The organism is Natrinema sp. 74 (assembly GCF_046097095.1).
In the GTDB taxonomy this organism is placed as follows: Archaea; Halobacteriota; Halobacteria; order Halobacteriales; family Natrialbaceae; genus Natrinema.
Window position 1 is genome coordinate 589,035 of record NZ_CP175699.1, and the last position, 16,837, is coordinate 605,871.

Annotated in this window: 14 protein-coding genes and 1 pseudogene; 8 read left to right on the plus strand and 7 right to left on the minus strand. The window is 55.7% G+C overall.

Annotated elements, in window-relative coordinates; all coding sequences use genetic code 11:
• Positions 1-139: 139 nt before the first annotated feature.
• The gene (locus ACJ70B_RS20570) at positions 140-409 is read right to left on the minus strand and encodes a hypothetical protein (RefSeq protein ID WP_408960302.1); all 270 of its coding nucleotides are present in this window, start codon (positions 407-409) and stop codon (positions 140-142) included.
• A 74-nt stretch (positions 410-483) separates the two neighbouring features.
• Here ACJ70B_RS20570 and ACJ70B_RS20575 point away from each other — a divergent pair, with 74 nt between their 5' ends.
• Together ACJ70B_RS20575 and ACJ70B_RS20580 are read left to right on the plus strand one after the other, a co-directional pair.
• Complete coding sequence (locus ACJ70B_RS20575) at positions 484-852, plus strand: hypothetical protein (RefSeq protein WP_408960303.1); 369 nt, start codon at positions 484-486, stop codon at positions 850-852.
• Positions 836-3,610 carry a HEAT repeat domain-containing protein gene (locus ACJ70B_RS20580; RefSeq protein ID WP_408960304.1) on the plus strand — a complete coding sequence of 925 codons (2,775 nt, stop codon included), beginning with the start codon at positions 836-838 and terminating at the stop codon, positions 3,608-3,610. Before ACJ70B_RS20575 ends, ACJ70B_RS20580 begins: the two co-directional genes overlap by 17 nt.
• 144 nt (positions 3,611-3,754) lie before the next feature.
• Here the strand turns inward: ACJ70B_RS20580 and ACJ70B_RS20585 are convergent, their stop codons facing one another.
• From ACJ70B_RS20585 to ACJ70B_RS20595, 3 genes are read right to left on the minus strand one after another with little or no spacing between them, the layout of a single operon-like run.
• On the minus strand, positions 3,755-4,342 hold the full coding sequence (locus ACJ70B_RS20585) for a hypothetical protein (RefSeq protein WP_408960305.1): 588 nt from the start codon (positions 4,340-4,342) through the stop codon (positions 3,755-3,757).
• On the minus strand, positions 4,339-5,229 hold the full coding sequence (locus tag ACJ70B_RS20590; RefSeq protein WP_408960306.1) for an ABC transporter permease: 891 nt from the start codon (positions 5,227-5,229) through the stop codon (positions 4,339-4,341). The genes ACJ70B_RS20585 and ACJ70B_RS20590 overlap by 4 nt, the downstream gene beginning before the upstream one ends.
• Positions 5,226-6,182 carry an ATP-binding cassette domain-containing protein gene (locus ACJ70B_RS20595; RefSeq protein WP_408960307.1) on the minus strand — a complete coding sequence of 319 codons (957 nt, stop codon included), beginning with the start codon at positions 6,180-6,182 and terminating at the stop codon, positions 5,226-5,228. The genes ACJ70B_RS20590 and ACJ70B_RS20595 overlap by 4 nt, the downstream gene beginning before the upstream one ends.
• An 850-nt stretch (positions 6,183-7,032) precedes the next feature.
• Here ACJ70B_RS20595 and ACJ70B_RS20600 point away from each other — a divergent pair.
• Both ACJ70B_RS20600 and ACJ70B_RS20605 read left to right on the plus strand, forming a co-directional pair.
• Positions 7,033-7,569, plus strand: coding sequence for a DUF1326 domain-containing protein (locus tag ACJ70B_RS20600; protein WP_408960707.1), 537 nt, complete (start codon positions 7,033-7,035; stop codon positions 7,567-7,569).
• Between the two features lie 28 nt (positions 7,570-7,597).
• Positions 7,598-8,395 (plus strand): DUF2182 domain-containing protein, encoded by a 798-nt coding sequence (locus ACJ70B_RS20605; RefSeq protein ID WP_408960308.1) that lies wholly within the window; start codon positions 7,598-7,600, stop codon positions 8,393-8,395.
• A gap of 159 nt (positions 8,396-8,554) precedes the next feature.
• On the opposite strand, the pseudogene ACJ70B_RS20610 reads toward ACJ70B_RS20605, so the two are convergent.
• Both ACJ70B_RS20610 and ACJ70B_RS20615 read right to left on the minus strand, forming a co-directional pair.
• Positions 8,555-9,132, minus strand: a pseudogene (locus ACJ70B_RS20610) (IS6 family transposase).
• A 195-nt stretch (positions 9,133-9,327) separates the two neighbouring features.
• On the minus strand, positions 9,328-10,932 hold the full coding sequence (locus ACJ70B_RS20615; RefSeq protein ID WP_408960309.1) for a BCCT family transporter: 1,605 nt from the start codon (positions 10,930-10,932) through the stop codon (positions 9,328-9,330).
• Positions 10,933-11,082: 150 nt separating this feature from the next.
• Here ACJ70B_RS20615 and ACJ70B_RS20620 point away from each other — a divergent pair, with 150 nt between their 5' ends.
• From ACJ70B_RS20620 to ACJ70B_RS20630, 3 genes are all read left to right on the plus strand, one after another.
• Positions 11,083-11,550 carry a MaoC/PaaZ C-terminal domain-containing protein gene (locus ACJ70B_RS20620; RefSeq protein WP_408960310.1) on the plus strand — a complete coding sequence of 156 codons (468 nt, stop codon included), beginning with the start codon at positions 11,083-11,085 and terminating at the stop codon, positions 11,548-11,550.
• 396 nt (positions 11,551-11,946) lie between these two features.
• Positions 11,947-12,639 (plus strand): enoyl-CoA hydratase/isomerase family protein, encoded by a 693-nt coding sequence (locus tag ACJ70B_RS20625; RefSeq protein WP_408960311.1) that lies wholly within the window; start codon positions 11,947-11,949, stop codon positions 12,637-12,639.
• Positions 12,640-12,786: 147 nt separating this feature from the next.
• Positions 12,787-13,953, plus strand: coding sequence for an NAD(P)/FAD-dependent oxidoreductase (locus ACJ70B_RS20630; RefSeq protein WP_408960312.1), 1,167 nt, complete (start codon positions 12,787-12,789; stop codon positions 13,951-13,953).
• A 5-nt stretch (positions 13,954-13,958) separates the two neighbouring features.
• On the opposite strand, the gene ACJ70B_RS20635 is transcribed toward ACJ70B_RS20630, so the two are convergent.
• A complete protein-coding gene (locus ACJ70B_RS20635; RefSeq protein ID WP_408960313.1) occupies positions 13,959-15,641 on the minus strand; it encodes an acyl-CoA synthetase in 1,683 nt (560 codons plus the stop codon).
• A gap of 142 nt (positions 15,642-15,783) precedes the next feature.
• Between ACJ70B_RS20635 and ACJ70B_RS20640 the strand changes: the two genes are divergently transcribed.
• The gene (locus ACJ70B_RS20640) at positions 15,784-16,707 is read left to right on the plus strand and encodes a DMT family transporter (RefSeq protein WP_408960314.1); all 924 of its coding nucleotides are present in this window, start codon (positions 15,784-15,786) and stop codon (positions 16,705-16,707) included.
• Positions 16,708-16,837: the final 130 nt, after the last annotated feature.

Genomic DNA, 16,837 nt, shown 5'->3' on the forward strand with positions numbered 1-16,837 from the left:
ATCGTTTCAGTAGCTACTAGACCCCTTCGCCGCAGCACTTTCTTTCCGCGACACTCGGCGGCCGCCGGGACGGTCGTGATCGCCCACCGTGCAACGCCGCCGATCTCGTCGGCGATCTCCTCGAGCCGGCCTCCGTTGATCAGAGTCTCGACCAGGCCATGTTCCACGCGCGCTCGAAGATATCCACGCGTTCGTCGACGTGGTACGTGCCGAACCGAATCTGGCTATCGCCGTGGAAGTGTAGCTGGAGATCGCGGTCGGCGAGGACGTCCAGGTCGGGAATGACGGCCGCTTCGTCGAGCATGATCACGTACGGACCGTCGACAGCGGACTCGAGCGTCTCGAGTGGTACTGGTGGCCGTGGGGCTCGTGGAGTGGCTGTTTTGGCGTCGGCTGGGTATTCGGCCACAGGATGGCGTCGTCACGGACGGTTGGAATTTCCTCAGTACTAGAACTTTTGACCCATCCGTGAGATGGCAAACTATGGGTGCCAACAAACTCTACGTGGCAATCGAGTCTGTGTCAGAGGTTGATCCAGACGAGTTGCTTACGGCCTTACCGACCGGCAAATTCTTCCGGTGGGAGCGTGTTCGTGACGGCGTTGTGACCCTCTGCCGGCACAGTCACGACCGAGAGATCGTTCGCCGGATGATTGACGCCGAACGGGAGAAGGTAACCCAGGTTGCGATGGTCGAAATATACGACACCGCAATGACTGGGACGGGGTATCTCTACAAACGGGTGGGCGAGGACCTCGTCCTCGTTGATCAAACCAGCGGAGACGAACTGTATGGCGCAGATGTCGCGGATTATCTTGAACGGAGGTACGGGATTGATGCCAGACGGCTCTGAGGTGGGCGGCCGGATTGAGCGACTTCGGAGCAACGACACCGAAACCCGCCGGGCGGCAGCCCACGAATGCTACCGGAACACCGGGGAACAGACGACTCTTGACTGGTCGACTGCTCGCGCACTGGCGGCTCTAACCGCTGATCCAGACCATGCAACCCGAACGTATGCCCGAGGTGCGCTTACTGCCGGACGCTCGGAGTGGTCCGACGAGTCCGATCGAGTCGTCAACCTTCTCGAGGCAATCGTCGACGATGGCGGTGACGATCGCGAACGAGCAGTGGTCGTCGAGCACCTCGCCAGGACACCCAAGACGACGGTGTTCGTCGACGGCCCGGTTTTGGAGAACGCCCTCGCCCACGAAGACCCTGCTGTGCGTCGGTCGCTCATGAGTGCGGTCTTCGCCTGTTCCCGATATGATAGTAGTGCAGTACGCGAGTCTTTAGACGCGTTGCTCCCATCACTGAGCGACCCCGACCCCGCGGTGCGGGCAAGCGTGACCGCCGTAGTAGCGCTGGCAGTGCGCACGGACGACAAAGCGCTCTCGGCGGTCATCGACCAGTTGAACGACTCGGATCCGCTGGTTCGCCGTGCTGCGGTCCGTCCACTCTCTGAGGATCTCTTCTACGATGTCGACGAGGAGATAACTGACCGACTCCTGCCGACCTATGTCGAACGAGTGGCGGCCTGCATGGTCGATTCGGATCCTGAGGTCCGCCGAGAGACGGATTATCTCCTGAGCGCTGCAGACGTGCGCGACCACAACAACTGGCGCACCGCCGTCCTCCCGATCCTCGTTGAGGGGTTCCGGAAAGGGCATAGCGAGAGGTGCCGGCGTTTGCTCGAGGACCTGGCCGAGGTCGACCCAGATGCATTCGCGTCCCACCTCAACGACATGTTCGATCCTGAGGCCAGCGTTGCGGACCGGGTGACAGCATCTCGGGTAGTGACCCTGCTTTTAGACACCGACGAGTATCCCCTTGACCGCGCGGTTCCCTCGCTCTTTACTGCCGTCGAGGAAGGAACGGCCGTCCAGCAGGCACTGGAGACGCTCCAAGAGATCGTCAAACGCCATCCCACCCGAGTTCGCGACGAACTGGACACATTGTATTTGGCGGTAGCCGACGGCGACAGACAGGTCCGTTCGGCGGCGATAGACGTCCTCGCTACCCTCACAGAGGCCGACCCTGAACGCGTCCCGGCTGCTGTCCGCGCTCTCGCTGAGGAGGGGTCGCTCAAGACTATCGTGGATGGTCACCCGGACTTCGTTGCGGCGCGGGTACGCGAATTAGTCGGCCTTCTTTCCGAGGACCCTGACCGGCGCGAGCAACTCTACTGGACGTGGTGGATAACAGACATCGTCGAGGTCGATCCGACGATCTTAGACGCCGCGACGGAGGAACTCGCGGACATGATCGCGGCTGGCGGCGAGCGACGCACGGCAGCGGCTGATCTTCTGTTTTGGTGTTGCGACGACGCCGACCTTACACCCCTAGTTGCTCCTCTCCAAGAGACGCTGGCCGAAGATCCGGAAGCGGTTCCCCGCGGCGTCCTTTCGGCGTTCGAATCGGTTGTTGTCGAGCGTTCTGCCCTGGCAATTCCCGTCGTCGATGACCTCACAGCATGGCTTACCCACTACGAGGGGCGAGCGAGCGCCGCATCGGTCCTCGAGGCGGTCGACGAATCCACCGACGAGTCGCTCCCCCCGGTTGCACGGTCCCTGCTCGAGGAGGGTAATTGGACGAGTGCCGAGAGCGAGTCTAACGGGGTATCCACCCACCACGAGGACCCTCTCGCCGTCCTCGCCGTGGTCGACCCATCCTTAGTTGAGGACGAACTTCAGATGCTCATCGACCGACACTGTGAGGCAGGGTCTGGCGATGCGACCGACATCCTACATGCGATACGCGTCGTCTACGACACCGCTCCAGAGATAGCGTTGACGGCGGTTCGGCGACTCGATACGCAGCTGAACCACTACGGCCGGCGACTTAAAATCGCGGAGGTGTTCCTCAAACGTGTCGAGAATGGCCCGTCCGATCTCGCAGGTGCCGGACTCGGGTTACTGATTACTGCTCTCGAGTACACTCGATACAAATTCCGCGAGCGGGTGCCGCCGGTACTCCGCCGGGCTGTCGAGGCGGAGCCGTCGGCTGTCGCCGATCACGTCCGTGCGCTCGCCGACTATATCGACGACAACAGCGAGGCAGTCCGCGAGGCGGTCCACTACGCCGTAGTTACCGCCGCCAAAGATGACCCTGCTGCGGTGCGGGAACTGGCCGTCTCGGCAGGTGAAACCATCGCGAGCCGACCCGATGGCGACGAGGAAGCGGAGCGACTCCTGTCGGTGATTGAACTGCTCTACGACAGTACCCATGACTCGGCGGCCACCATCGTCTCCCCGATTGCACTCGACGCCCTACTGGAAGTCGCCGGCGACTTCGGGTCGCTGGATCCCGCAGACCTTTTCGTCCCTCTCGCACGAGCTGCGGTTCCTGACCCCGGTGAAGTAAGGACCGAGTCACTGGCGGACCTAACCGTGGTGTTTACCGGGTCGGTCCAAGGCTACACCCGCAAGGAGGTACAGGCCGCCGTCGAACAGATGGGTGGTCGGGTGACTTCCTCCGTATCCGGCCGGACTGATCTGCTTGTTGTTGGATCGGATCCGGGCGAGTCTAAGCGACGCGATGCCGTACAAGAGCGTGTCCCGATGGTCCGAGCGACGGCCCTCCAGAACGCGCTAGATGCGGCCAGTAAGTGATGTCCTTCGAGAGACCGAGAGTAACGACACTGGTCGAAATACGGCTGGGACACTAAGCTTTGTCAGGCGTTCCGTTCCATTCCATTCCCCAAACTAGTCTTTGCTTTGGTCAGGAAAAGCCAGTTGGAGATATTCTATGGCGGACTACGTTGACTTTGAAGACAGAAGATACCCCCCAGTACCGAACGAGACAACTGCAAGCAGAGTAGCCGCAAGGCGTAGCAGTTGCGGAGTCGCGCCGAGCGGAGGTGGCCCCTTTGAAATTTCCATCAAATCGTAGCGCTGCACTTGTTCACGGCGCTGCTCCTCCTCTCCATTATTTTCGCTTGGGACTCGATCGACCGGCTCATCTGCTGGCGGGAGAGTGGCATCGTCCGGTCGTTCAATCGCAACAACCCCGTGCCGATACTCCGGATTTTCTTCCTGAAGTTGTGCACGTTCTGCACTAGTCATATAGTCAAATTCAGGGACTCCCTGTTCTGTCGAGACGCGATACTCGCCACCATTTTTTAGCGCTTGAACATACAATTCTTGCCCCTTCTCGGAAAGATTATTGTATTTGATGATCTCGACACCTTGCTCTTCAAGCTTTTCTTGCCCATCAAATGTTGAATCCCTCGTATCGTGAGTGAGCATCGCCTGCATCGGGAAGAGGGCCGGCACGGTAAACAGGACGAGTGCGAGGACAACGAACGCCGTACCGAATTTGTTTCGTTTCTTCATCGGAATCATTCTAAGTCAGCTCCTTTGAATACCCAGAACCCAACGAGAAGCGGGACAACAAGCCAGAACGCCAAAATGACAAGCGAGAATTCATCAGTTAGGTACACCGGCAGGTTGAGATCGACGGTGGTTGCCCGCATCGATGTGCCTCCGTCCACGTTCGTCGCGCTGTCACGGAACAGTTGTTGTTTTAACTGGTCGGGAACCACGAGGTTGGTTGCTTTCTGATACGCGAGGAACGGACTCGTGTACTGGACAGCGTTATAGAGATCTGGATTAGCCTCCATTCCCAGGATTGACGTGTGTATCCCCCGAACCAAGCTTTTGACCTGAATTATAGGGAACACGTAAAGAATGACCAAGACAAAATACGAAGCAAGTGCATTGGCAATAGCGCGACTTCGAGAGGCTGCGGCTGCTGATACTGCGACGGCAATACTGACAAACACTGACCCGTAGATAATTGTCAATAGGAGTGTCCCGGCGATAACGCCGAGCGGGAACACACCGTGTTTCGTCAGTGAAATGCTACTGGCAGCGACATACATGAAGACAACACCTGCTGCGACGATGGCCAGTCGGCTCAGAAGCTTTCCAGTGAAGACGTCCCGTCGGGTATTCGGCAGGGAAAGTAAGAACTTGATTCCGCCACCCTCTCGTTCCCCAGCGATGGCCATGTACGTCGCAGTCAAAGCAACAATGGGTAGCAAGACTGCCAGTATCTGTGTCAACGTTCGGAACATGCCCTGGACAGCCTCTACCTCCGTTTGCCTATATGGTTGGTTGACGTAGGCCAGTAACACGGCAATCAGCCCGAGTAAGACAGCAGCAGCCCAGAGTGACTGGGATCGCCGTGCTCCCTTAAAGTCCTTCTTTGCGACAGTGAGCCAGCTCATACTGGCACCTCATTGGACTCGGCATCTGCCTTTTCCTGAGCCATTCCGTCACGCCCACCGCTGGTATATTGGTTAAACAGCTCTTCGAGCGATGTCTCATCGACAGAGATGTCCACGACATCGGCTTGGTTGTCAACCCGTCTGACTACATCGGCCTTGACCGCTGGATCCGCACAGTACGCGGTCAGCGTTGTTCCCTCAATGAGTACCTCACTAACGTCGTTGAGACCGTCGACAGCATCTGTCGTCGGCTGCGTTGCACACTCCAGTTCGATGCTCTCGCGGCCGCCCGCCTCTTTTCGGAGTTCCTCTATCGTGTCCATCGCCACAAGTCGCCCCTCATTCATGACGCCAACTCGATCGCAGACCGCTTCGACCTCCGAAAGAAGGTGACTCGAAAAGAACACGGTTGTTCCGTTATCAGCCCGCTCACGAATCAACGAGCGCATGCGTTGGATTCCGTTCGGGTCCAGCCCCGCGGAAGGTTCATCGAGGATGAGGAGATCAGGATCGTTGACGAGGGCCATTCCGAAAGCAAGACGCTGTTGCATTCCGGTGGAATAACTGGATGCTTTCCGAGCTGCGTCGTCACGAATACCGACAGTGTCGAGTATCTCATCTGGGTCATCATCGGCTGCTTTCGTCTCAATAGTCCATTCGATGTATTCACGGCCAGTGAGGTAGTTGTCAAACTCGTACCCTTCTGGAAGGACACCAATACGTTCGCGGATCGCGGCAGTATCTTTTTGGGCGTCCATTCCGAGGACCTGTGCAGCTCCTTCCGTTGGCCGGATAAAGTCGAGGAGCATGTTGATCGTTGTTGATTTCCCGGCTCCATTAGGACCGAGAAAACCAAATATCTCTCCTTTCTCAACAGAAAGGTTGAGGTCATCAACAGCGACCATGTTATCGCCGAATTGTTTCGTCAAGCCATTCGTCTGAATGGAGGGCATATTTCGGTTTCTATTGAATTACTATAGTGTCTAAATTCTTTCCGTTTCAATCGAACTTCATGTGTGGCTATTTTTGAACGCTAAGATGGGGGAAGAGGATCTTCTAATAGGTTATTCGTGGGAGGAGAGCTCGAGGAGGGGGCCGAAGGACGGGATCCGCTCGTTCCAGTCAGCACTTGCTCTCCTCCACCACAACCCGCTCTCGAAGCCGTCTTTTCGCGCTTGATGAGTAAAGCACGCCCACGCGTACCTCGAGAGGACATCCATGAATACAGATCGACTGACCCCAGATCCATCGGCTCCGCTCAAGGCCGTGGCTACTCGAGCGAGGATCCGCGAACCCGGCGTGCATTGAACGAGGAAATGGACATCCGGTTCGTCAGGGTGGCCCCTATCTACGAGATCGCCAGCGAGAGCAGGAATACCTGCGAGGTTGACGTTATGACGGAGACGTGTACCTGCCCAGATTGGGAGCGCTGCCAGCCCACCGGTGGTTGCAAACATCTCAGACGTGTCGATCTCGAGATCCGAACTGGGATCACCCCCGCTCCGAAAGGAACGGTCAATCGTACCAGTAGTTGGGATACAATTTCGGTATCGGGGTTAGACAGAAAAATCGCGTTTAGTACCGAGTAACGATATGGCACACCATATTTTGCTAAGTATTCACACCTGCGGGTGATAAAACGGTCAATTTCACGGTTTCACGAGGTGCCAGATTTTCACCGGATAGCTTTATCGTGCTACTTGATGGCGTCCCACATGGTGTTCACCAATGGTACAAGAATGGACCATCAAGGGAGACTACGTTGAAGCCTGTAACTGCGATGTTGCATGCCAATGTGTCTGGATGGAGTCGCCGGACGATGATGTCTGTACCGTCTCACTGGCGTGGCATATCGAGGAGGGAAACTACGGCGATGTCGACCTAGATGGGGTAGCTGTCGGCATGCTCATTTCGACCGATGAGGGAGTCATGTTCGCCCCCGAGACGGAGTGGGACATCGTGTTACTCCTCGACGAGACAGCCAACGACAACCAGCGTGAGGCCCTCGAGGACATCTACTCCGGCCGCGCCGGTGGCATCTGGGCGCCCGTCGCTGACACACACGTCCGATCCGTCGATGTCACGACCGTTCCGATCAACTTCTCGCGGGACGAGTCGGACTTCTCCGTCGAGATCGGGGACGCCATCGAAATGGATGCGAGCGGTGCGGTCGGATTCAACGAGGAAGTTGGTACGATCTCGCCCCATCCACTGACGAAGAGTACGGAGGTACAAACCGGGAAGTCGACCACGGCCACCGTCTCCTACGATGACCAGTTCACATGGGATGTCTCCGGAAACAACGCCTACCTCGGCGACTTCGAATTGGCGAACTCCTAAGGGTGGTAGGATAGCGACATAGTCGATCATGGGGACACATGACTCATTTCGAGATCGAATTACCCGCCGGTACACTCCAATTGTCGCGGTCGTTACCTACGTAATCGCGCTGCTCGCGTGGGCAGCAGTCATCGGTCGTTGGCTTCCGATGCCTGGCGGACAGATGGGCGTGAAAATGCACTTGTCCGACCCAGGAGCACCGGAGACGATGGCGCTCTCGAACGGGGTGACTGGTATCAGCCTGTACCTGCTCATGTGGGGGGTGATGATGGTCGCTATGATGTATCCATCGTCGGTCCCGCTCTTCCGACTATACACCGAGACACTTGAGGGGACGACAGTCACGGGTAAAGCAACGCGAGTTGGGGCGTTTATCGGGACGTACGCGCTTATTTGGACATTCACAGGAATTGTCCCGCTTGTTGTCAATGCGCTGGTGCCGATCGCCAGCCTCACGAACGCCCACGGTGGGCTTCTATTGGGTGGAGCGCTGCTACTCTTATCGGGGTACCAGCTCTCACCATACAAACACCGGTGTCTGCGGTATTGTCGGTCACCGCTCGGTTTCCTTCTGGGCCATTATCGGCCAGGGGTGCGTGGTGCCGTCCGGATGAGCTGGCAGTTCAGCAGCTTCTGTATTGGATGTTGTTGGGCCCTGTTCGCGTTTATGGTGATCGTAGGCACGATGAATATCGTCTGGATGGCACTCATCGCAGTTGTGCTCTCGCTCGAACGGACGGTTGCGTGGGGTGAGCGACTGGCACGTGGGGTTGGAATTCTTGCTGGTATCGGCGGCAGTGTTGTTATTGGAATCTCACTGGTCTAAGACAGCCTCTCACCTGATAAGCATGCAACTGTAGTTATTCGATTGGGCGATTCGGTTTCAGGAGTCGTTCTAAGAAAGAAGCTATGCTACGAGGTACTGACGATTGTACATTGAACTGGTCGTTTACTTGAGGTCATTTGCCCCCTAGAAGGGTCGCGTTTACCTTGTAATATTGTGCCCGACAGCGAAGGCATGGAGCAACGATTCTACTGTTGATGATTTCGCATGGTTAGAGCAGTTTGAGAACAAGGAGGTACAGCATTCTATCCTTCAAATGATATGTTCGGTTACATTCTAATTTCTATGTTTTTATATTAAAATTGGAGTCTAAATAGGCGGAGTGAAGTCTAGAGTTGTTTTGCAACATCGACGAGAAACATGGCATCGTTGAGGTCATGTTTCTCAGAGAGTTTCTGCAAGAATTGTTCTATCAACGCGGTTGTAGTCGTTGACTATAGCCATATATGGAGAATGTTGTTCGTTTGTGAGTCAACAGTAGTGTACAACCAATAACGGTGTGGTCATGTCGAATCACGGTCTCGTCAAGCGCGACGTGATTCGGAGGCTCATCAACTGCCGGCTGTAGATCACACTTGTGAACCTAATCGTGAGCTACTTCCGACTGTGTTCGATATCAACCTCTCTCATCTTTGAATAGTATTTGAAAAAGATAAATTAGCAAGATGGTATCGAATACCGAACTCCATCGGTTGACGCGGTATCTGCTCACGCTCCACAAATTAATTTAGCCGCTATATCCACTGATGTGGCCAATTTTTGGCATAGAGAACCAGATAATCATGCGCCTCACTTTTCATGCGTAACGAACCAGCACCAATAGATGTTGATAAAGGGAAAGACTAAGTAGTAGACCTCAACAGCACTTCGGAATAGCCGAAACGATCCCCTATTAATGGCTGTATTGATGGATATCAGTCATCTGCATACGATGTAGACGACGATTCGTCAGGAGTTTCTGAGTCGGCCTCATGTCGTGTGAATAATGAGTCTCGATCTGACCCATACACATCGTGATAGTGGTCTCGGATGGTTACGTAGGTTGCGTAGAGGATGACCAAGAAGAAAACCGTGAACGGAAGTGCTAACACGGCAGAGAAAGACTCAAGCGGTCGCGTCCCCGGCAACTCGAGCGTCATCAAACCGAGAGCAGCCAAGACGACGCCCCACCAGGCACGGTTTCGCGCGTTCGGATCCTCGTCGCCGATATTGATTGACGAGAGCATGAAGACTGCAGAGTCGAGCGACGTGATGACATAGCCCGTGAGCACCAGCATGAACAACAGTCCGATCAGAGGAGACATCGGCGTGATATTGATCGCTTCGGCGAGCGCTGCCGGTTCGCCGTTTTCGGTGAGGGCGGTCGTGATTGCGTCGACGTTCCCGGGAGCCAGCGTCCAACCACCGAGGATACCATGCTGGATGAATAGGAAGAACGCTGGGGCTATGCCGAGTATGATGAAGGTTTCGCGGATCGTCCGTCCCTTAGAGACGCGTGCCACGAAACTTCCAACGAAGATGCCCCAAGCCGCGAACCATGCCCACCAGAAACTCGTCCACTCATAGGCCCAAGTGGAATTCGCGGTGCCACCGGTGTATAGCATCAGTCTTGGGAGACTTCCAATCCAAATTCCCGCAGCATCAAGACTGATGTTAAAGATGTAGAACGTCGGCCCGACTACCAGTAAGATAGAGAACAAAATCGTGACGAGAACGACGGTCGCGCGAGCCATATTCCGAATGCCCGAGCGGAGGCCGAGCCAAACGTCGACCAGAAACAAGACGCCGATGAGGACGAACAGCCCGTACGTGATTACTCCTGTTTCGATGCCGTAAACGCTGGAAATGATCTTCGAGAGCTGTTGTCCTGTAAGTCCGAGCGAGGTCGCAAGACCGCCGACGATGGCGATCAGTGCGGCAAGATCGGTTACCCAGTAGACGACCGCGTATCGCTCGCGATCTAAGACCGGTTCGAGCATCGAACTGATTTTATAGCTCTCTGCACCCCGTGTGTAGAGGATGATCCCGAACGCGACTGCCAAAGGCATGAACCAAGCGACTAGTCCCGGAAGGATGTCGTGAAGGAACATAAATGCGAGCGCGATGCTCTTAGTGGATCCTTCCACCGGCATCGGTTTCGGTGGATTGTTGAAGATAAGCGCCGGTTCGGCGACGCCCCAGAAGATCACCGACGCCGCGAATCCGACGGTAAACACCATGGAAAACCACGAGAACGTATCGAATTCGGGTTTCGCATCAGGGCCACCTATTCGGACATTCCCGTACCGGGAGAACGCGAAGAAAACCATAATTGCAGACAGGAGGAAACCGAGTAACATGAACCACCACCCGAAGCGGTGGATCACGAAGTCGAACGCACCGTTCATCGTGTTGGCCAGAAGATCGGGATTGATGATCCCGACGCTCGCCAGCGAACACACGAACCCAATCGTCGTGAAAAACAGTAGTTTTTCACGCCAATCGGACCCCTCAAGGCCGAGTATGTACCATCCGTTCATGGTGTGCCAAATCAACCCAGGATAGAGCACCATATATATCTTTCCTTATCAGTAGTTCAGGGCAGCTATTATATCAGCGTTATTATGAATGCATTGGGCTGTGAACGGTATCAGTTTAATGCACTGACGAGTGAAAGACGAGTTGCAGCGATGCAATACTACGAAGATATCGAGGTTGAAGAGCCAGAATCGTTCGGCAGCATCTCAGTCCCGAAAGACGAGATCGTCGACTTTGCGACGCAATTCGACCCACAGCCGATCCACGTCGATGAGGAAGCAGCGCGCGAGTCAATGTACGACGGTATCATCGCGAGCGGACTCCACACACTGTGCCTTACAATCCGGCTCTATAGTGACGAATTCCTCCAGGACGTAGCGTTCGTGGTCGGACGTGGGCTGAAAGACGTTCGGTTTTTGGCACCTGTATTCCCGGGCGATACGCTTTCCATTCGTGTCGAGGTAATCGATAAGTGGGACTCTCCATCGGATCCCAACTGGGGAGAGCTCGAAGTAGGGATTACGACGACGAACCAAGCTGGGACGGAGGTCCTCTCGTTGATTGATCCGAGTATCGTCAAGCGGCGGGTTCCAAGCGACGGGGAACATATTACCGAGTAATCCACAACCGGCGCGAATCCAACGTTATCGAACGCAGAATTCGATCGTGACTGGTTGTCACACATCATGGTGAAGATGTATCTTACACTGGTATGGTTGTAATGAAGGGGCGTGAAGTGTACCACCTTGGATACAAGCATACGTTTGTAAATAACGGCTACACAGGATTATTGAACGACGAGCCGTGTTATTTGATGATTCGGGTCTTGATCGTCCGGTCGAAGCGGCCATCAAATACAGCGAAACCTCATCAACAGTCTTAGCACAACATTTGCGAATAACACGACCCGGACATCGTCTTCGATGATCGTTCTACATCGTTGAACCCGCTCAAACGAACACGAGAGGGATGAAAAGCGCGAAATTTAAGACCTAGGTCTCCTCTATAGATTTGATATGTGCCTGAAGACGGCAGTTGTCAGCGACAGAATCCGACGGATCACGCTGAACAGACCAGAATCGCTCAACGCGCTCAATATCGAGTTATTATCGTCTCTCGCCGAGACGGTTGACGAGTCGAACGACGAGTTCGATGTCCTCATCATTGAGGGCGCGGGTGCTGCATTCACAGCCGGTGCCGATCTTGACGAAGAAGACGACGCTGGCGATCTGTTCCAAGAAATTACGCGCGCCGTGCGTTCGTTTGACGGTATCGTGATTGGGAAACTGGACGGGTGGGTCGTCGGTGGCGGATTCGAGTGGACCCTCTCGTTCGACATTTGCTATGCGACGCCGGAGACGACTTTCAAGATGCCCGAATCGGAGATTGGCGTCACGATCACCAACGGATCGTCGATTCTCCTTCCACTTGCGATTGGAAGCGGGAAAGCGAAGGAACTGATCTACACGAGCAGGGAATTCGATGCGCGCGAGGCGGAACAGCTCGGACTTCTCGCCGGCGTGTACGAGTCCGACCGCCTCGAAGAGAAGGTTAAATCGGTTGCGAGAGACTTGATCGACTCGAAGTCGCAGACCGCTCTCCGCCTCAATAAGCACGTACTCAACCACGCCCTCGATATCGAGGATATCATGCAACAGGAAGAGATCGTCAACGAGTACGGACACGCTATCGAGGACGTAAACTGGTAGCGTAGAGTCGCTTCATACGCGGGACGATATGGTCAAGCGACTGGTGATCTTGTTCATATTCTATGATAGTAGTTAGCACAACCAGACTATGCTATGTGATGGCGGGACCAATACACATATTTACCTCCTAAGGAAAACAGTCGGCTGATGGCAGTACCCGACTCAGCGGAGATTGTAATCGTCGGCGGCGGCATAACTGGTGTAAGTATCGCGAACAACCTAGCGAAGCAAGGGCAGACCGACATCGTCCTCCTTGAGAAGAAACAGTTAGCCTCAGCGTCGACCGGTCGATCAGCAGGCGTCATCGAGACGCAATTCATGACCGAATTCGATGTCGAGATTCGTGCTCAAGCCGTTGCGGAGTTCGAACGGCTCGCCCAAGAGACGCGTGCAGAGTTCAATCAGGTCGGCTACGCCCGTCTTCTGATGGATCCTGAGGAAGAAGAAACATATCGCAAGAGCATCCGTATCCAGCGGCGATACGGTATCGACGACGCTCGGTACGTTGAGGGGGACGAACTCCAAGAGCTCGTGCCTGACATGAATACCGAGGATGTTCACGGTGCTATCTTCGGGCCGAGCGACGGATACGCAGACCCCTACACGATTACCCAGGTGTACGCGGAACGTGCACAAGAACGAGGCGTTGATATTCGAACGGGCGTCGAAGCAGAGACGGTCGTCACGCGAGGCGGTGATATCAAGGCCATCGAAACCAGCGACGGACGAATAGAGTGTACGTCGGTCGTTAATGCCGCCGGTCCCTGGGCACCCCAATTTGCCGAAGATGTCGATCTCGATCTCCCCGCAGCACCGTACCGACGACAGGTGCTCGTGGCCGAACCGCCAGCCGACTTCGAACTTGGCTACACCGTCCCGATGGTGATGGAGTACACACCTGCGGGGAGTAAGCCGGGACTATACTTCAGAGACGAGGGCGGCGAACAGGCCATGATGGGACTTCATCAAGAAGTAAGCGAAGACGAGCAGCCGGCAGATCCTGATATTTACGAGAAAAGCCACGATCAGGAGTTCGCGCTTGACGTCTTCGACCTTATCGACCACCGCGTTCCGGAATTTACGGACTTTAAGATAGCGAACGGCTGGGCAGGTATCTACACGATCACACCGGACACCGAACCGATCATCGACCGGCACCCGGATCTTCCAGAGTACTATATCGCAGCCGGGTTCAGCGGAAAAGGATTCCAAATTGGACCAATGGTCGGCAGGATCGTCGCCGATCTGATCCTTGACGGTGGGACAGATACCGTCTCAGACCTTGGTCCAGTTGCGCTCGATCGATTCGAGTGAGCGCTCTATCGGTCGTCGTCGGTCGGTAACGCGTTTCGCTTGGTCTTACCCGTCGCCGTTTGCGGGAGCGATTTGATGAATTCGAGCTCTCGCGGATACTCGTACTTGGCTAATCGGTCCTTCACGTGAGTCTGAATGTCCTCCTTCAGGCCGTCGGACGCCTCCGCCTCGTCGGTGAGGACGACAAACGCCTTCGGAACCTCGCCACGGACATCATCGGAGACGCCGACGACGCCCGCGTCCTGGACGGCCGGGTGACTCATGACCGATTCCTCGACTTCCTCTGGACCAATCCGGTACCCCGAACAGATGATCACGTCGTCCTTCCGACTGTGGAAGGCGATATAGCCGTCTTCGTCCATTACGCCGAGGTCTTCGGTGTAGAGCCAACCGTCTTGGACTTTTTTCGCGGTCTTCTCCGGCTTGTTCCAGTACTCTTTGAAACAGACCGGTTCGCTCGCCTCGACATTGACGGTGATCTCCCCGATCGTTCCGGCTTCAGTGATTTGCTCGCCAGTGTGGGGGTCAACGAGCGCGACTTCGACGCCGGGTGCTGGCTGACCGATCTTGCCCTCTTTGAATTCCATGAGTGCGTTCGAGCCGACCACGATCGGATCGGCTTCGGTCTGTCCGTACCAGTCGTTGAGCGCGGCTCCTTCGAACGTATCGTCGGTCCAGTCGACGATGTTCGTTCCGAGCGTCTCGCCACCGCTCGTGATTGTACGAACGGTCTCGGTGTGATAGCGGTCTGTTGGATCGTCGACTTGCATCATCATCCGGAGCGCGGTCGGTGGTGCGAAGAAGTTCGTGACCCCGTATTGTTCGATCAACTCAAAGGCCTTCTCGGGATCGAAGCTCCCACCGTTGTACCCTAAGATGGGACGACCGTAGAATAAAGGTGGGACGACGACGAGGAACAATGTCCCAATCCAGGCCCACTCGGTCGGTGACCAGAACAGATCCGACTCACGGATGTCGTTGTTCCCGACCGTCGTGACGATAGCTGGGAGGAAACCGAGAAGGATACGGTGGGCGTGGACGACGCCCTTCGGGTCGCCCGTAGTACCACTCGTGTACAGGATCAACGCGGGTTCTTCGGCGTCGGTCGCCACCGTCTCGAACTCGGCTGGCTGCTCCTCGATTGCTTCCCAGAAATCGACTTCGTCCTCGGTCGGCGTGGCCGCACCCGTCGTGAGGACCGTCTCCAGCGCGTCGCAGTCGGTCGCCGCCTCGCGGAGTGAGTCCACGTTCTCTTCGTCCACGATGCAGGCTTTCGCGTCCGCGTCGTCGAGACGATACGTCAACCCGTCAGGGCCGTACAGGGTACTGAGTGGAAGCGAGACGGCACCGAGTTTCCAGACGGCGACGTGAGCCATCACCGTCTCGGGGCGCTGTGGCAAGTTGATCCCGACTCGATCTCCCCGTTCTACTCCGCGTTCACGGAGGTAATGAGCGAGACGATTCGTGATTCGATCGAGCTGCCAGAACGTGTACGTCTCGGTGTTACCTTGTTCGTCCTCGTAGAAAACCGCGACGCGACCGGGATCGTCAGCCCAGCGTTCGCAGGCGTACGTTGCCATATTGAACGTCTCGGGGATGTCCCATTCGAACTGTTCTTTGAGCTGGTCATAGCTATCCCACTCCTGTCGATAGAAGTGGTATGCATCGAGTTCTCTCGACGAAACCATATAGCCCCCTTTCGGAAGGGGTTACAAATAATTTTTGTGACTATAGTTGACAGAGACGGTGCCTACAGGCGGTCACTTACGATGTCTGAGTTCATCATCTAGTAGGTACATATATTAATGCGGTTAGAGAACGTCCGTGAGTATGGTGTCGCCGTCGATAATACGACAGAGGAAGCATAGTAAACTCATCGGTGATATCGGCCCGTTGCTCGCATCTCTCATGTGGGGTGGAATGTACGTCGTGTCGAAGTGGAGCCTCCCGGTGATCGGTCCAATCACTCTCGGCTTCTTCCGCGTAACAATCGGTGCGCTGGCGCTCATGGTGATCGTTCAGGTGACGAAACCCACTCGAGCGGTTCCACGGCGAGACTGGATCGGCTTTGGTGTTTTGGGCATGTTCGTGACGATCACGATCGTTGGCCAGTTCGTTGGAACCGACTTCACAAACGCCAGCCAGGGGTCGATCTTTACCATGGCGACACCGATTTTCACGCTGGTTCTCGGCGTTCACCACCTGAACGAGACGATGACACTGCGGAAACTCGGCGGGGTTGCCGTCGCCGTCGGCGGTGTCGCCTGCATCGTGTTTGCGCAGTACGGAATGTCGTCGATCGCCGCATCAAATTACCTTGGCGTCGGCTTGTTTTTCACCTCCAGTCTGGCGTGGGCCTCGTTTACGGTCTTCGGGAAGTCACTGATCCAGCGGTACTCACCCGTTGAGGTAGCGGCGTACGCGGCACTTGCATCGGTGCCGATGATCGCGGTGTTTCTCCCGGTCGACTGGATACTCTACGAGCGACCATTCACCCTCGCAGATCTCTCCCCCTCGGTCGTACTAGCAATCCTCTATCTCGGTATCATGAGCACGGCCGCCGCGTGGTACCTCTGGTACACCGGTCTGAAGTATACGTCGGCCGGAACGGTCTCCATCTACCTCTTCGCCCAACCAGCTATCGGCGTCGGACTCGGTGTGCTGGTACTCCACGAATCAGTTGGGCCATTGTTCTTCCTCGGTGCTGTCGTCATGAGCATCGGTATTTATGCGGTGAGCACCGAACCCACCTAGTTATCCCAATAAAACTGCATCAAACGGCCCCCAGAGAGGGGACAGGCCGTCACGAGGGCGATGTACGTTTCCATATAAAACATAAACAACTAGATGGAAAAGGCTAAGACGGTGCCTTGGCAAGGCGGTA

Bases quoted from the DNA above. Each gene is read 5' to 3' on its own strand.
- ACJ70B_RS20625 (WP_408960311.1), top strand. From the start codon at position 11,947: ATGTGCCTGAAGACGGCAGTTGTCAGCGACAGAATCCGACGGATCACG.
- ACJ70B_RS20605 (WP_408960308.1), top strand. From the start codon at position 7,598: ATGGGGACACATGACTCATTTCGAGATCGAATTACCCGCCGGTACACT.
- ACJ70B_RS20600 (WP_408960707.1), top strand. From the start codon at position 7,033: ATGGAGTCGCCGGACGATGATGTCTGTACCGTCTCACTGGCGTGGCAT.
- ACJ70B_RS20590 (WP_408960306.1), bottom strand. From the start codon at position 5,229: ATGAGCTGGCTCACTGTCGCAAAGAAGGACTTTAAGGGAGCACGGCGA.
- ACJ70B_RS20595 (WP_408960307.1), bottom strand. From the start codon at position 6,182: ATGCCCTCCATTCAGACGAATGGCTTGACGAAACAATTCGGCGATAAC.
- ACJ70B_RS20635 (WP_408960313.1), bottom strand. From the start codon at position 15,641: ATGGTTTCGTCGAGAGAACTCGATGCATACCACTTCTATCGACAGGAG.
- ACJ70B_RS20580 (WP_408960304.1), top strand. From the start codon at position 836: ATGCCAGACGGCTCTGAGGTGGGCGGCCGGATTGAGCGACTTCGGAGC.
- ACJ70B_RS20585 (WP_408960305.1), bottom strand. From the start codon at position 4,342: ATGATTCCGATGAAGAAACGAAACAAATTCGGTACGGCGTTCGTTGTC.
- ACJ70B_RS20615 (WP_408960309.1), bottom strand. From the start codon at position 10,932: ATGAACGGATGGTACATACTCGGCCTTGAGGGGTCCGATTGGCGTGAA.
- ACJ70B_RS20575 (WP_408960303.1), top strand. From the start codon at position 484: ATGGGTGCCAACAAACTCTACGTGGCAATCGAGTCTGTGTCAGAGGTT.
- ACJ70B_RS20630 (WP_408960312.1), top strand. From the start codon at position 12,787: ATGGCAGTACCCGACTCAGCGGAGATTGTAATCGTCGGCGGCGGCATA.
- ACJ70B_RS20620 (WP_408960310.1), top strand. From the start codon at position 11,083: ATGCAATACTACGAAGATATCGAGGTTGAAGAGCCAGAATCGTTCGGC.
- ACJ70B_RS20640 (WP_408960314.1), top strand. From the start codon at position 15,784: ATGGTGTCGCCGTCGATAATACGACAGAGGAAGCATAGTAAACTCATC.